Below are 14,124 nucleotides of genomic sequence, written 5' to 3'. Positions count from 1 at the left end.
AAGAGTATTTTGAGAGTTATCATAAAAGTCTCTTTTTCCGGCTTGTCCCCCTTCGGGGGAACGGGGGCTATAAATATGATAATCAATATATTTTTAATAGAATAACCAAAAACAACAATATAATGAAAAAATTCTTAATAACAACCTTAGCGCTATGCTGTGCAGCTTGTAACAGCGATTGGCGCAAACAGTACGATGAAGTACTCCCCACACGCACCGAGAATATGATGGTGCGCAAAGGCGATAAATACGGACTTGTAAGCCCTAAAGGATTGGAAATCACCCCCGTGAAATACGATTATATTGATACCAATCCCCCTCAAGATATGCCTTTTTACGATGTTACTATCAACAATTTAAGAGGAATCATCAAGCCTTCAGGTGAGGAAATTATCCCTGCTGAGTATGATTTTATTTGGTATTCACAAGGCGTATTTGTGGTAAAATTGAACGATAGTTATCAACTTTTGGATATCCACAACAAAAGTCTTACCCCTTGGTTTGACGAAATTGATGTGTTTTACCAAGGTTTGGCATTTGCCAAAAATAGAGGGTATTACGGTTTTTTAAATCCTAAAGGAGAGCTCGTACTGCCATTTGTATACGATGACGCAGATCATTTTAACGAAAGTGGTTACGCAATGGTGAAATACAAGGGCAAATGGGGAATGATTGACAAAAAAGGAAATACAAAGCTCCCATTTGAATATGAACACGCCGAGCCTTATTCAGAACCTACCGAAGAATGGGAAGATTATTATTATTTGCTCATCAAAAATGGCAAAGAACTGACTATAGATAAGGAAGGTAATTTCTTATAATATTAATTATCAATGTTTTATTAATTTCTTATCTCTTATCTAAAATCAAGAACCCTATGAAAAAAATATTTTTGCCCTTTATAGTCCTAACATTTGTTTTCAGCTTGCAAGCTCAGCAAACCGATTGGGAAAAGTATGACCTCAAAGGAAAAGTAAAACAAGTAAAAGCCACTACTGCTTCCTATTCAGGAAAGTGTGCAGCTTGTATAGACTATGTTCAATGGACGTGTATCACTGAGTTTGACACTCAAGGAAATGTAGTGAAGAACATTTGGTATGCTTGGGAAGACTCCTCACAAGAGCACCTTTACTCCTATCAAGGAGAGAAAGTAACCCTCAGAGTTCATTTTTACAAGCAGAATAAAATAACAAAGACTAAAACCTACCACTACAAAAGAGGTGAAGAGGAACGCATAGAGAAAGAAATAGAACATACTGAACAGAATCGTAGAGTACCCTACACAGAGCAAGTCCGTACATTTACGAGTTTTTATAAAAATGGTATCTTGCGCTCTCAACCTGCCACTACCTACGAGTATGATGACCACGGCAATTGGATTCACAAACAAGCCGGTACTTATCCTGATTGTGTACAGCATTACACAAGGAGTATTGTCTATTATTAAAATATCTGTCTAAGAATGAAAAGAATCCCCCCGCTGGCGCGAGCTTATAGCTCGTGCCTACTATAAATAGAGCTTATAGCTCGTGCCAAATTTGCTCATTTGCTCATTATACTCTACTTTTGTCCTATAATTAGCTAATTAGTAAATCAACTATGAAATATATCACTTCTTTGTTTTTGCTCTTAAGCCTTACCACACAAGCACAAAATGATTGGTTGCGCTATAGTACCTTGAGTGCTAAAGGTGGGATAAACTTTGCTAACTTTTCTTTCAGAGGTGATGGCGATTACGATCCCGTTCAAAAACCTTACTTCGGATTTGTCTATACCGACTATGTATACGAATTTCTTGCAGGTAAATTTGAGCTCACCTACTCAGGTCAAGGTAGTAAATACAAATACTCCGAAAAAGGTATCAACACTTCCTACTCTATCCCTTATCTATCAGTGGGGTATGTAATGAGTTTTAGATTCTTTAAAGGAATGCGCTTAGATTGCGGAGGCTCTCTTGATTTTGCTCTAAGCAAGGATGCTCAAATCCCCGACCAACGTATGATGGACATCGCTGGATTTATGGGACTTGAAATATACCTCAATCCACAACTTTCTCTTGAAGCACGTATCAAAGGCGGACGATGGAGTGTTACAAAAGATGATTATACGCGTGAATACCCTTTCCGCTACGAACCTAAAAATGTAGTCTACCAAGTAGGACTTACTTACTACTTCAATCCCGATGTTTGGAAAGATAAGAAAAATTAGCAAATTAATCCTATGGCAATACCCATAAAACTCAAAAAACGTTGGGATGTTTATCCTTCTTTGCAAGACGTGCTTGCAGCAACTCAAAACCTTAGTGTGTCTCCTTTTGGACTTACTGAAGAAGGCTTGCAGGACTTTCGTGGGATAAAACTGGAATACTCTCACGACAAGTATTATTACGATTACTTCGAACTCATTATCACAGGAATGCAAAATTGCGATTTTTCGGGCTCAAAATGGCTTAATTTCTTACTTGTTTCAAAAGAACATAAAAACCCTAGTACGATTGAAAACAGCGTCTTTAACGAAGCGTTTTTCGACAAAAGCCTTGCTGGCAAAATGATATTTAAAAACTGCTCTTTTGATGATTGCACGATCAAAGACCATACTTTTTATGGTATCCTACAATCTTGCTCATTTAAAGGCATACGCAAGAAAAACACCAAACTATTTTTTAACTGCGACCTGATAAAAGACTGTTTATTTGAAGGCAAAATGCGAAAAATCAACTTTTGGGGTTCTCCTTTAGAAGATTGCGTTTTTAAAGGAACGCTGTATGATTGTTCGTTTGACAGTCTAGAGATGGGGTCTGAAAAATGGAAAAAAGGCTACGTAACTCCCGAAGAGGTAGATAATCGCTTTGATCGTATAGATTTCTCTCAAGCTGAAGTAATGATGAGTAGCTTTGCAGATTGCTATTTAGACCGCGTGAAACCCTCGCCAAACAACTGTTTGGTACATTGCACAGATGCTTTTTTCGACAAGCTTTGTGAGCTGGTAGAAGCAAAAGCGAGCGACGATGAAATGATTATGCGTTATGCCAAATCGTTTTATCGTCCGCACCCGCGAAGACCTTATGCATTCGCTCACCCTAAAGATTTTACAAACCCTAAAGAACCCGAAAGTTTTGTTTTTGCACAGCGACTCTACGACCTTGTTTGCGAGGCAGCAGAAGCCACCAATTGCAGAATAAAGTAAGGTTATAATAGGCTTTGGCAAAGTTTTTGGACTTTGCTAAAGCCTATTTTCTTACCTCTTATCTCTTACCTAAAAAACCCCTTCCCCAAAGTTCTTGCGTTAAACTTTTGTTAAAATAATATTATTCTTAGATTTTTTTTATATTTTTGCACCCAATAAAATGATTGTATAACTATTAAAAAATTATATTTATTATGAAAAAAGGAATTATATTTGTTTTTGCAACAGTAATGTCTTTAGTTGCTTGTAATAAAAATGACAAAGAGGCAGAAAAAAAAGAGGCAGAAAAATATGAAGCAACCGTAAGAGAATACTTTACTAGTACATATAAAAATCTTGAAAATGTTCAAGTGAATGACTATGTACCTTTTCAGCTAACTATTAATGATGAAGGAAATAACGACAATGTAGAGTATAGATTAATTCCTGTTGACAAAGGGACTTCCTATCATCAAAAAATATGGGTAGATTTTGGACTTTATCTTAGTGATGAAGATAATACTATACACAAAGATAAAAATTATATCAGTTTTACAAAGAAAGGAAAACATGATTTTTATATTCGCCCGTTGGTACCTGGTTCTTTTAAACATACCTATGAATTTCAGAAATTTATTAACGGAGAAGCAGTAGGAGAGTCTATAAAATTGTCCATCAACTTTAATGTTGCAAAAATTACTATTGATAAGACATATTTTAAAATTGAAGATGGAGATGAACCAACAGATGACTTTCTCAGTCAGAAAGAAGCAGTTGAGAAAAAATATGATTTAAGAGCACTTTTTATAGACCCTAATGTTCGTCAAAAAGGAAAAATCTACAAACAAAAAGGAGACTTCACAATCAATGAAAAGATTTATTTGAACAATATTCCAGAGGGAAATTTAGATGAATATGACTCCTTAATAATAACACAGAAAATTGATAACTCACGAGAAATTGTTGTAAAATATTACAACTTAAAACCAAATAGTAACTAATTTGAGTACTAACATTAAGGAATAATATACAAAAGATTATTTTAGTAAGCTTTGTCAAAGTCCCAAAACTTTGATAAAGCTTATTTTCTTATCTCTTACCTCTTATCTCTTACCTAAACAACTTCCCCAAAGCTGATCATCATCACTTTCTTATCTCTTATCTCTTATCTCTTACCTAAACAACCCCTTCCCCATTACTCCCATTATTCCCATTACTCCCATCACTCCCCCTACCCTCTAAAAAACTGCCCGTGTGGCTCGCACCTTATCTCTTACCTCTTATCTTAAAATGCACCAAATTTGCTCATTTCCTAATTATACACTACCTTTGCCCCATAATTGGCAAATTTGCTAATTGACAAATCGACAAATTAACGACAAATGGTATATAATCACAAAGAAATAGAAGCCTTTTGGCAAGAATATTGGGCTAAACATCAAACTTTCAAAGCCCAAAATAACAGTACCAAACCTAAGTACTACGTGCTCGATATGTTCCCTTACCCCTCAGGGGCGGGCTTACACGTGGGGCATCCGCTGGGGTATATCGCCAGCGACATCGTGGCGCGCTACAAGCGTCACAAAGGGTTCAATGTATTGCACCCCCAAGGTTATGATAGTTTCGGTCTGCCAGCCGAGCAATACGCTATACAAACAGGGCAGCATCCTGCGGTTACTACGGCACAGAATATTGCCCGTTACCGCGAACAATTAGATAAAATGGGCTTTTCTTTTGATTGGAGTCGCGAAGTAAAGACCTCCGACCCCGATTACTATCGTCATACCCAGTGGATATTCATACAGTTGTTTAACTCGTGGTATAACAACGCAACCGACAAGGCAGAGCCTATCGAAACGCTTATCGCTCTCTTTGAAACAGAAGGCAATAGCAAGGTAAATGCTGCCTGCGACGACGATACCCCAACCTTCACTGCTGCCCAATGGCACGCAATGACAGCTGAAAGCAAACAACGTCATTTACTAAAATATCGACTTACCTACTTGGCAGAAACCGAAGTAAACTGGTGCCCTGCCTTAGGAACTGTACTCGCCAACGATGAAATTGTCAATGGTGTATCCGAACGTGGTGGTCACCCTGTGATTCGCAAGAAAATGACCCAATGGAGTATGCGCATCACCGCCTATGCCGAACGCCTCTTGCAAGGTTTAGACACCATCGATTGGAGTGAAAGCATCAAAGAAAGCCAACGCAACTGGATAGGAAAATCAGTAGGAGCCTCTATCGACTTTGTGCTCGCCTCCGGCGAGCATAAAGTCGAGGTCTTCACCACTCGCCCCGATACTCTCTTCGGTGTTACTTACCTTACCCTTGCTCCCGAGCACCCCTTAGTATTGCAAATTACTACTGAGGAACAACGCGCTGAGGTAGAAGCCTACATCGCAGCTACTGCCAAACGTTCAGAGCGCGACCGTATGGCAGACACCAAAACCGTATCAGGAGCTTTCACAGGGGCGTATGCCGTGCACCCTCTTACCGGAAAGCAAATCCCTATCTGGATAGGCGATTATGTATTGGCAAGCTATGGTACGGGGGCTGTTATGGCAGTGCCTGCTGGTGACGACCGCGATTATGCCTTTGCTAAACACTTCAAGGGAGCCAAAGGAATGCCCGAAGTGATTAATATTTTCGATAAAGATATTTCAGAAAACGCCTTTACCGACAAAGAGGGAATGACTTACCAAAACTCTGACATTCTCAATGGTTGCACTAACTTTAGCGAGGCAGTTGCCAAAGTGTTAGCAGCCTTAGAAGCCAAAGGAGCCGGCAAAGCCAAGGTGAATTACCGTCTCCGCGATGCTGTTTTCTCACGTCAGCGTTATTGGGGCGAACCTTTCCCTGTGTACTATAAAAACAGCTTGCCACAGATGATAGGCGAGGAGTACCTCCCTATTCTTCTACCCGAAGTAGAGAAATACCTCCCTACCGAAGAGGGCAACCCACCGTTGGGCAATGCGACTACTTGGGCGTGGGATACCATAAACCATAAGGTAGTGAGCAACGAGTTGATTGATAACCAAACCGTATTCCCATTAGAATTGAATACAATGCCAGGTTGGGCAGGCTCTTCGTGGTATTGGTTGGAATATATGATGGAAAAAGACGCACGTGGAACCTTCCCTACCAAAGCCGTAGTAGACTACTGGCAAAACGTAGACCTTTACGTAGGGGGTAGCGAACACGCCACAGGGCACCTTTTGTACTCTCGTTTCTGGAACAAATTCCTCAAAGACCGCGGTTTTGCCCCTACTGAAGAACCATTTAAGAAACTCATCAATCAAGGAATGATATTGGGTATGAGTGCCTTTGCATACCGAGTGTTATGGGAAGTGAAAGATGAGCAAGGTAATGAAGTGAATTTAGTTGAAGTAAAAGAGCTTTCATCTAATAACTTTCCTCCTATATTTGTTTCAAAGAAATTAAAGGATGATAAGTTGGCGATTGTTTTATTAGAGAAGATTTTCCCTAAATATCCTCAATGGGTGGAGTTTATGAAAAAACTCTCAGGAAAAATAATTAATACTATTATCCAACCTATTCACGTAGATGTTTCTCTCTTAAAAGATACTTCTGATGAATTAGATATTGATAAATTTAAAGCGTGGCGCAAAGAATTTGCCAATGCAGAGTTTATCTTTGAGGGGCACAATTCCCCCCTTGAGGGGGGTAAGGGGGGTGTTTTCCTCTGTGCTCGTGAAGTAGAAAAGATGTCTAAATCTAAATACAACGTGGTAAATCCCGATGATATTTGCGAGCAATATGGTGCTGATACTTTGCGCCTCTACGAAATGTTCTTAGGACCTTTGGAACAAGCCAAACCTTGGAATACAGCAGGTATATCGGGGGTGTATAACTTCTTGCGCAAGCTATGGCGTTTGTATTTCAATGATAACGGCTGGCAAGTAACCGACGAAGCTCCTACGCCCGAGATGCTCAAAGCACTGCATAAAACCATCAAAAAGGTGAATGAAGATATCGAGAATTTCTCATTCAATACCTCGGTGAGTCAGTTTATGATATGCGTGAATGAGTTATCATCGCTAAAATGCCATCATAGAGACGTTTTAGCGCCTCTTGCGGTATTGGTAGCACCTTTTGCGCCACATATCGCCGAAGAGCTCTGGAAAAGGCTCGGAAATGCCGAAAGTATAACTTATGCACCTTATCCCGTACACGAGGATAAGTATTTGCAAGAAGACAGTAAGGAGTATCCCGTATCGTTTAACGGCAAAGTACGCTTCAAACGCGCTTATGCTACAAGTATGACTCCTGCCGAGATAGAGCAAGCCATTCTCGCCGATCCTCAAACCGCAGAACAACTACAAGGCAACACCCCTAAAAAGGTAATTGTTGTGCCTAATAGGATTATCAATATTGTAATGTAATAATACAAAGAGGCTTCTCCACTGAGGTGAAGCCTCTTTTTTTGTCGCAACCCTCATATTGAAAGTTTGAAAAATACAACTTCACAGTGAATCAAAAATTAAAAGTATGTATACAATGAATGCCATAATCATTCTCATATTCGTGCTTGTAGTTGTTTCGGTATATTTTATTGTGCAGTACAAAAGTAATTTCGAAAAACGCTTAGCCTATCATACTCCCCGACTTCTTTCCTCCGAACGACAGGAATATATAAAGGGTGCAGAACGATATATCAAAAAAGCGAGCGTAGTTATAGGCTTGTTTGTTAGCTTTCCGTTAATGGTTGTATGCGCTTTTCTATTAGCTGATGTTGGTATTCCTATCATTTTTCTTCTTCTAATTTTTCTAATAGCAATAGAGTGTTTGGCTATTTATTTACTATATCGTATTTTAAAAAGAAATATAAAAAACCAGCAAGCACTCTTAGAACAAATGAGTGATAGCGACTTTCGGCTATTGCAGAGTGTACAAAAAGAATTATTTCTCTTCAAATACTTTCCTCCTTTTATACTTTGCAAAGATAAGCTGTACTTATTTGTTTCTCTTACCGTTGAGGAGATTGATCCTACAACAATAAAAGAAGTAAGTTTTCTTTATGCTAGGGGAGGGAGAGTAATTGTACATATTAAATCGATAAAATCTATTCGAATTACTATGTATAGGAATATATACCCTCTCTTGGTAGAGATTATCGAGAAATACAATCCTAATGCTCAAATAAAAACTTTAAAATAACCTATGAACTAAACAGAAAAATGAAAGATACTATCATTATCCCGTTCAGCAAAAAGAAAATGCTGAAACTCACAGGCATCTATGCTCTTATAATCCTTGGTGTAGCAGGTGTTATCGCTCTTATTTTATCAGCTGATACCCTAAACCTATACTATTTAGCATTCTTTTTAGTTTTATTGATAGTAACCATTATTCTCTTTTTTATGGGAATAAAAGGACTATTATCATTAAAGAGAAGCAAAGGAGGTGTAATACTCACTCCTGAGTACCTCAAAAGCAATGTGAATCTTGTAGGTAAATGGGTAGGTGAAATTCCTTGGAACGAAATAGCTGCTATAGGCAGAATGAAATTCTATGGAATACACATCCATATCAAACTCAAACACCCTGAAAACTACTTGAGCAGAATCAAAAGTAAAGAGATAAGGAATAGGTTTGAAGGAATTCAAATCGACAATAGCGAACTCGAAATCACTTTTGAGGAATTAGAAAGGCTTATCAATGAGTTTTTTGCTAAATACGGTAATTCTTAACTCTTATCTAAAAAAATGGACACAGTTTACATTATCTGTTTGGCACCCTTAGTGATTTTTATAGGTATCTTTCTGTACCTTACGGTAGTACGAAAAAATACCTTTGAAGAACGATTAGTGCTTTTCCGTCCTACTCACCAACTTTCACAAAAGCGTGAAGCCTATATGCAGGGGGCGCACAAATACCGCAAATATGCTTCTATTGCTTTGCTGGTGCTATTTTCTTTTCTTTTATTAATTTTGATTTTTGTAATGTTCAAAGAGGATTTTGAGGAAATAGGCAGTGTATATATGGTAATCTTTAATAAAATTAAGAAACTCATATTGTTTGTCCTTCTTGTCCTTATACCTATTGTTCTGGCGTATTACCTTGCTACCTATGTGCTGAAGCGCAATGAAAAAGCTCAACGTATGTTTTTGGAACAAATGAGTGATACTGATTTTGAAACACTCCTCAAGGTAAGAGATAGTTTGCCATCTATCAGTAAATATAGTCCTCCGTTTGTATTGTGTAACAAGAAGTTGTATATTTTTCTCTTCTATGCAATTAGAAAAATTGACCCTACTCAAATAACCGAAATTAATTGGGAAAATAATAAGAATAGTATTTTTATACACCTCAAATCTCCTAAGAGAACAATGTTTACTCTATCCCCCACAACATTTTCTTACTTTTTACAAATTGTTGAACTATATAATCCAAAACTAAAATGAACAACACTCTCCTCTCTTCCGAACGGCAGCAATATGTCGAAAACCAAAACAAATATATCAAAAAAGCAGCTGTATTCTTTGCCTGTACACCCATTGTTACAATAGCGTTTTTTGTAGGGATATTATTCTATTTCATTCCAGATAAATCTCACATCTACAACCTTTTGTTAGCAATTTCAGTTGCCGAAATTTTAGCGCTCTACTTTAACTATCGCGTATTAAAAAAGAAAATGCAAAACCAACAAGAACTCATTGCGCAAATGTCGGATACTGATTTTCAGCAGTTGCTCAACACCCAAAAATATTTGTTCCCTTTGATGAAATACAACCCTCCATTTGTGTTTTGTAGAGATAAACTCTACTTGTTCCCCCTTTTTAATATCAAAGAAATCAACCCTACAACTATCAAACAACTCAGTTGGAGGTATTATAACAGACAAAAACGAGGAATGACTTTTATCAAAACGCCTAACACTACCGATGTTGCCAAAATGACAAAAGAGCTATTCCAGCATTTCGCATCGATTATCAAGCACTACAACCCCAGTGTACAAATCGAAACGCTTTAAAACACCACTGCTAACTGTTAAAAATGTTAATTGTTAATTGCTAATTGTTAATTGTTTTTTATCTTTGCCCCCTAATTTATTGCAAATGACTATCGAACATATTCAAAATGAGCTCATTGAAGAGTTTTCATTCTTTGAAGATTGGACGCAACGTTACGAATATCTTATAGAACTCGGCAAGTCGTTGCCTCTAATAGACGAACAATATAAAACTGAAAATTGCCTTATCAAAGGATGCCAAAGTCAGGTGTGGTTACACGCCGAAAAACAAGGTAATGAACTCGTATTCACTGCCGATAGCGATGCGATTATCACCAAAGGTATTGTCGCTCTCTTAATAAGAGTATTCTCTCATCAAACCCCCGAGAATATCCTCAACGCCGATGTGAGTTTTATCGATAAAATTGGTCTTAAAGACCACCTTTCACCCACCCGTGCCAACGGCTTAGTGAGTATGATTCAGCAAATGAAACAGTATGCTCGGCAGGATTTAGAAAATAGGAATTAGAAATTAGAAAACAGGAATTAGAAGTCTTACCTCTTATCTCTTAACTAAAAAAAGATGGACGAAATCATAAACACCGAAGTCCTCGGCGAAAAAATCGTTGAGGTACTCAAAACCATATACGACCCCGAAATCCCTGTAGATATCTACGAACTCGGACTTATCTACGACGTTTTCGTGAACGAAGACCGCGATGTGAAAATACTAATGACCCTCACATCACCTAATTGCCCCGTTGCCGAATCTCTCCCTATGGAAGTGAAAGAAAAGGTGCAAAGCATTGACGAAGTACACGAAACACTTGTAGAAATTACCTTCGACCCCCCTTGGAATCAAGATATGATGAGCGAGGTCGCAAAACTCGAATTAGGACTTTTGTAAACTAAATTTAATAAATCACTTATGAAAAAACTTTTATTTTCAGCTCTATTATTGTCTTCAGTAGCTACTTTCGCTCAGGAAGACGAAACTAATGGCGGTGTAGCTCAAGATCCTACAGCTGCCCCTACCGAAGAAGCTCCTGCTCCTCGTTGGACAAAAGGTGGTAGCGCTTCATTGTTGTTCTCACAAGCTGCTTTCAACCACGATTGGACTGGTGGTGGTTCTAACAACGTTGCCGCTAACCTCGCTGTAAGCTATGCTTTCAACTACAAAAAAGACAAATGGGCTTGGGATAACAATATCTTCATCGACTATGGTCTCACCAAAGTAGATGGCGATGAATATACTAAAAAAACCACCGACCGTTTTGAAGTAAACTCTGTACTCGGTTACCAATTGAACAACCCTCAATGGTACTACTCGTTCTTCTTGAACTTCAAAACTCAAATGACCGATGGTTACAAGTATGTAGATAGCCAAAACCGCACGCTTATCAACAAATTGCTCTCCCCAGGTTACTTGCAATTTGGTCCTGGTATGTTGTGGAAAAAGAGTGACAACCTAAAAGTGAACATCGCGCCTGCAACTTCTAAAATTACTACTGCACGCAAGGAATTTACTTCACCTACAGGAGCTCACTACACTCATAACTTCTACGGTGTTGAAGACGATAAAAACATCCGTTACGAACTCGGTTTCTACTTGAACGGCTATGCTAAAGTTAATGTATGGGAAAACGTATCTATTGAGAACATCCTCAGCTTGTACAGCAACTATTTAGATAAACCACAAAATATAGATTTGGATTACACTGCTAACGTAGTGATGAAAGTAAACAAATTTTTATCAGCTAACTTTACTTTCCAAGCCATCTACGACGACGATGCTGCACGCGCTTTCCAAATCCGTGAATTGTTAGGATTAGGTTTAAGTTACAAATTCTAGTGCGAGTCGCACACACAATTATTTAAAAATATAAAGAGGACTGCCGTATTAAGGCAGTTCTTTTTTTATTATGTTTATTGGTATTTAGAAAAAATAATACTACCTTTGCCTCACACACTATTGCTGAATTACAGAAGAATTGGAAAAACTTATTGCATACATACAAAAAACAATTCCTAAACTAAAAATAGAGGAACAGATACTTGGCGAGGCTTTCCAAAAAGAAGTTCTTACTAAAGATACCTTGCTGTTGGACTTCGGACAAGTGTGTGAGCATTATTACTTTGTAAACAAAAAAGAATTATATGCCAAGTAGATTGTGGTTGGATAAAAGGCATTAAAACAGAGCTACACAACTTACATTTTGCACGACCCACTACTTTTGCTACGGGCAATACCTGCCAAATGTGGTTTATAAAAGAAGAAAAAACAGAAGATATACAATGACCCTAAACCTCGATTTCCTCAGTCAGTATTTTACTGAAGTACATTTCGATAAAGATGCCCTCATCACCCGTGCAGGCGACGTGGAGCACTCGCTCTATTACCTTAGCGAGGGCATCGTGCGCTTCTATTACTACAACCCCACAACCGACAAGGAAACTACCGTAGATATCCTTTTTGCCGAGCAGTTTTTTATGTCGTATGCCTCGTTTGTAAAGCGTGAATCTTCGCTCTTCTCTATTCAAGCACTCAAAGAGCTTACCGCCTATAAAATAGGGCGTGAACACTTGGAACACCTCATAGAACAGCAAGAGTACCTACAAATAAAAGCTGATATTTTGGAACATCTGCTCATTGAAAAGATGCAACGCGAGGCGCAATTCTTATTGCAATCACCGGAGGAGATTTACCGCAATCTATTAGAAAAAGACCCTAAACTCATCCAGAATATCCCGCTGAAATATATAGCTTCTTATATTGGCATCACCCCTCAAGCACTGAGCAGGATTAGAAAAAGAATTTTCTGAGTATTGCCATTTCTTAACCCAAGTTCATTTTTTTAGCGTTTTTTCGCCGTTCCTTTGCAACGTAAAACAAATACAAACTAAAATGAACTTAAAAATGTTACCTATCACGTTTATGATGGCGCTTGCTACACTTAAAGCTTCCGCCCAAAATCCCGACTTTTTGACCCTTATCAAGGCTGCTACACAAGCACCTTCAGGTCATAACTCTCAGCCTTGGTGGTTTGAAACTTCCGATCACAGTATCGTTATCAAACCCAACTTTGAGAAAGCCCTCCCCGCCGTCGATGGTCAGCATCGCGAACTCTTCATCAGCTTGGGTTGTGCGCTCGAAAACCTCTGTATCAAAGCCTCTGAGCTACAGTACCAAACTAATGTAACCCTCACTCCCGAGGGGGTCATCACCATTGACTTACAAAAATCAGAAGCTGTTGCCCCTGATCCTTTGGCGAGTGTGATTGAAAAACGACAAACCAACCGCTCGGTGTATGACAACAAGCACATCGACCCTGCGCTATTGCAAAGTCTTGTAGCGCAAACAGGAGCAACGGGTATCTTTACTTTTGCCAATGGCACTCCGCTCTTCGAGAAACTCACTGATGCTGTCTTGCAAGGCAATACCGCCCAGATGTCCGATCCTGCTTTTAAAAACGAACTGCTTTCGTGGATTCGCTTCAACAAAAAACACTCTGAAAGCACTCACGACGGACTCAGTTATGCGGTACTCGGGGCACCTAACTTACCCCGTTGGGTTACAGAGCCTATCGTAAAAGGAAGCCTCAAAGCAAAAACCCAAAACAAAACCGACCTGAAAAAGATTCAATCCTCTTCGGATATGGTGCTCATCACTACCGCTACAAACGATATCCCCACGTGGATAGCCACAGGTCGCACCCTCGAACGCTTTTTGCTCTTGCTCACCCAAGCAGGCATCGCTCACGCCTACCTCAATCAGCCGTGTGAAGTACCCGAAGTAAATGCTTCTCTACGCGAAAAACTCACTGAAAACAACGTCTATCCTCAAATTCTTTTGCGTATTGGCTATGCCAAACCCGTCGCATACTCCAAAAGAAAAGACGTTAAGGAAGTGATGAGATAATTTGCCAATTTGTCGATTTGCGTCGCTACACTTTGCCAAAGGTGCGAGCCGCACGGGCTATTAA

Annotated in this window: 15 protein-coding genes and 2 pseudogenes; all 17 read left to right on the top strand. The window is 39.0% G+C overall.

All coding sequences use genetic code 11. The features are described 5' to 3' along the window. Positions 1 to 122: 122 nt before the first annotated feature. The 17 genes and pseudogenes from I7X29_RS08395 (at position 123) to I7X29_RS08320 (ending at position 14,060) form a co-directional block, all read left to right on the top strand. The gene (locus I7X29_RS08395) at positions 123 to 821 is read left to right on the top strand and encodes a WG repeat-containing protein (RefSeq protein WP_198473995.1); all 699 of its coding nucleotides are present in this window, start codon (positions 123 to 125) and stop codon (positions 819 to 821) included. 56 nt (positions 822 to 877) lie between these two features. After that, positions 878 to 1,447: a hypothetical protein gene (locus tag I7X29_RS08390; RefSeq protein ID WP_198473993.1), complete on the top strand. Its 570-nt coding sequence runs from the start codon at positions 878 to 880 to the stop codon at positions 1,445 to 1,447. A gap of 152 nt (positions 1,448 to 1,599) precedes the next feature. Further along, complete coding sequence (locus I7X29_RS08385) at positions 1,600 to 2,208, top strand: hypothetical protein (protein ID WP_198473990.1); 609 nt, start codon at positions 1,600 to 1,602, stop codon at positions 2,206 to 2,208. A 12-nt stretch (positions 2,209 to 2,220) separates the two neighbouring features. Then, a complete protein-coding gene (locus I7X29_RS08380) occupies positions 2,221 to 3,186 on the top strand; it encodes a pentapeptide repeat-containing protein (RefSeq protein WP_198473988.1) in 966 nt (321 codons plus the stop codon). A 194-nt stretch (positions 3,187 to 3,380) separates the two neighbouring features. Then, on the top strand, positions 3,381 to 4,166 hold the full coding sequence (locus I7X29_RS08375) for a hypothetical protein (RefSeq protein WP_198473986.1): 786 nt from the start codon (positions 3,381 to 3,383) through the stop codon (positions 4,164 to 4,166). Positions 4,167 to 4,547: 381 nt separating this feature from the next. Beyond that, positions 4,548 to 7,571, top strand: coding sequence for a leucine--tRNA ligase (locus tag I7X29_RS08370; protein WP_198473984.1), 3,024 nt, complete (start codon positions 4,548 to 4,550; stop codon positions 7,569 to 7,571). Between the two features lie 115 nt (positions 7,572 to 7,686). Beyond that, the gene (locus I7X29_RS08365) at positions 7,687 to 8,346 is read left to right on the top strand and encodes a hypothetical protein (RefSeq protein ID WP_198473982.1); all 660 of its coding nucleotides are present in this window, start codon (positions 7,687 to 7,689) and stop codon (positions 8,344 to 8,346) included. A 20-nt stretch (positions 8,347 to 8,366) separates the two neighbouring features. Continuing rightward, complete coding sequence (locus I7X29_RS08360; RefSeq protein ID WP_198473980.1) at positions 8,367 to 8,879, top strand: STM3941 family protein; 513 nt, start codon at positions 8,367 to 8,369, stop codon at positions 8,877 to 8,879. 15 nt (positions 8,880 to 8,894) lie between these two features. Further along, entirely contained in the window at positions 8,895 to 9,593 is a 699-nt protein-coding gene (locus I7X29_RS08355; RefSeq protein ID WP_198473978.1) for a hypothetical protein, read from the top strand. Next, complete coding sequence (locus tag I7X29_RS08350) at positions 9,590 to 10,162, top strand: hypothetical protein (RefSeq protein WP_198473976.1); 573 nt, start codon at positions 9,590 to 9,592, stop codon at positions 10,160 to 10,162. The genes I7X29_RS08355 and I7X29_RS08350 overlap by 4 nt, the downstream gene beginning before the upstream one ends. Positions 10,163 to 10,247: 85 nt before the next feature. After that, positions 10,248 to 10,670, top strand: a complete 423-nt coding sequence (locus tag I7X29_RS08345; RefSeq protein ID WP_198473974.1) for a SufE family protein — start codon at positions 10,248 to 10,250, stop codon at positions 10,668 to 10,670. Between the two features lie 54 nt (positions 10,671 to 10,724). Then, a complete protein-coding gene (locus I7X29_RS08340; protein WP_009413044.1) occupies positions 10,725 to 11,048 on the top strand; it encodes an iron-sulfur cluster assembly protein in 324 nt (107 codons plus the stop codon). A 21-nt stretch (positions 11,049 to 11,069) separates the two neighbouring features. Further along, complete coding sequence (locus tag I7X29_RS08335) at positions 11,070 to 11,993, top strand: DUF3078 domain-containing protein (RefSeq protein ID WP_198473972.1); 924 nt, start codon at positions 11,070 to 11,072, stop codon at positions 11,991 to 11,993. A gap of 139 nt (positions 11,994 to 12,132) precedes the next feature. Further along, positions 12,133 to 12,297, top strand: a pseudogene (locus I7X29_RS08330) (Crp/Fnr family transcriptional regulator); the annotation flags it as partial. Then, positions 12,288 to 12,440: pseudogene (locus I7X29_RS15665) on the top strand (L-2-amino-thiazoline-4-carboxylic acid hydrolase); the annotation flags it as partial. The pseudogenes I7X29_RS08330 and I7X29_RS15665, both read left to right, overlap by 10 nt. Next, positions 12,437 to 12,964 (top strand): Crp/Fnr family transcriptional regulator, encoded by a 528-nt coding sequence (locus I7X29_RS08325; RefSeq protein WP_198473970.1) that lies wholly within the window; start codon positions 12,437 to 12,439, stop codon positions 12,962 to 12,964. The pseudogene I7X29_RS15665 and the gene I7X29_RS08325, both read left to right, overlap by 4 nt. A gap of 82 nt (positions 12,965 to 13,046) precedes the next feature. Beyond that, positions 13,047 to 14,060: an Acg family FMN-binding oxidoreductase gene (locus tag I7X29_RS08320; RefSeq protein WP_095901485.1), complete on the top strand. Its 1,014-nt coding sequence runs from the start codon at positions 13,047 to 13,049 to the stop codon at positions 14,058 to 14,060. Positions 14,061 to 14,124 lie beyond the last annotated feature (64 nt).

Origin of the sequence: Capnocytophaga periodontitidis (genome assembly GCF_016126015.1) — a bacterium.
Taxonomy (GTDB): Bacteria; Bacteroidota; Bacteroidia; order Flavobacteriales; family Flavobacteriaceae; genus Capnocytophaga; species Capnocytophaga periodontitidis.
The sequence above is the reverse complement of the archived record's forward strand: the minus strand, read 5'-3'. Positions and strand labels throughout refer to the sequence as shown.

What these genes read in the sequence shown, in the direction of transcription:
- I7X29_RS08350 (WP_198473976.1), top strand. Translation starts at nt 9,590, where the DNA reads ATGAACAACACTCTCCTCTCTTCCGAACGGCAGCAATATGTCGAAAAC.
- I7X29_RS08370 (WP_198473984.1), top strand. Translation starts at nt 4,548, where the DNA reads ATGGTATATAATCACAAAGAAATAGAAGCCTTTTGGCAAGAATATTGG.
- I7X29_RS08380 (WP_198473988.1), top strand. Translation starts at nt 2,221, where the DNA reads ATGGCAATACCCATAAAACTCAAAAAACGTTGGGATGTTTATCCTTCT.
- I7X29_RS08335 (WP_198473972.1), top strand. Translation starts at nt 11,070, where the DNA reads ATGAAAAAACTTTTATTTTCAGCTCTATTATTGTCTTCAGTAGCTACT.
- I7X29_RS08390 (WP_198473993.1), top strand. Translation starts at nt 878, where the DNA reads ATGAAAAAAATATTTTTGCCCTTTATAGTCCTAACATTTGTTTTCAGC.
- I7X29_RS08340 (WP_009413044.1), top strand. Translation starts at nt 10,725, where the DNA reads ATGGACGAAATCATAAACACCGAAGTCCTCGGCGAAAAAATCGTTGAG.
- I7X29_RS08325 (WP_198473970.1), top strand. Translation starts at nt 12,437, where the DNA reads ATGACCCTAAACCTCGATTTCCTCAGTCAGTATTTTACTGAAGTACAT.
- I7X29_RS08355 (WP_198473978.1), top strand. Translation starts at nt 8,895, where the DNA reads ATGGACACAGTTTACATTATCTGTTTGGCACCCTTAGTGATTTTTATA.
- I7X29_RS08395 (WP_198473995.1), top strand. Translation starts at nt 123, where the DNA reads ATGAAAAAATTCTTAATAACAACCTTAGCGCTATGCTGTGCAGCTTGT.
- I7X29_RS08385 (WP_198473990.1), top strand. Translation starts at nt 1,600, where the DNA reads ATGAAATATATCACTTCTTTGTTTTTGCTCTTAAGCCTTACCACACAA.
- I7X29_RS08360 (WP_198473980.1), top strand. Translation starts at nt 8,367, where the DNA reads ATGAAAGATACTATCATTATCCCGTTCAGCAAAAAGAAAATGCTGAAA.
- I7X29_RS08375 (WP_198473986.1), top strand. Translation starts at nt 3,381, where the DNA reads ATGAAAAAAGGAATTATATTTGTTTTTGCAACAGTAATGTCTTTAGTT.
- I7X29_RS08320 (WP_095901485.1), top strand. Translation starts at nt 13,047, where the DNA reads ATGAACTTAAAAATGTTACCTATCACGTTTATGATGGCGCTTGCTACA.
- I7X29_RS08345 (WP_198473974.1), top strand. Translation starts at nt 10,248, where the DNA reads ATGACTATCGAACATATTCAAAATGAGCTCATTGAAGAGTTTTCATTC.
- I7X29_RS08365 (WP_198473982.1), top strand. Translation starts at nt 7,687, where the DNA reads ATGAATGCCATAATCATTCTCATATTCGTGCTTGTAGTTGTTTCGGTA.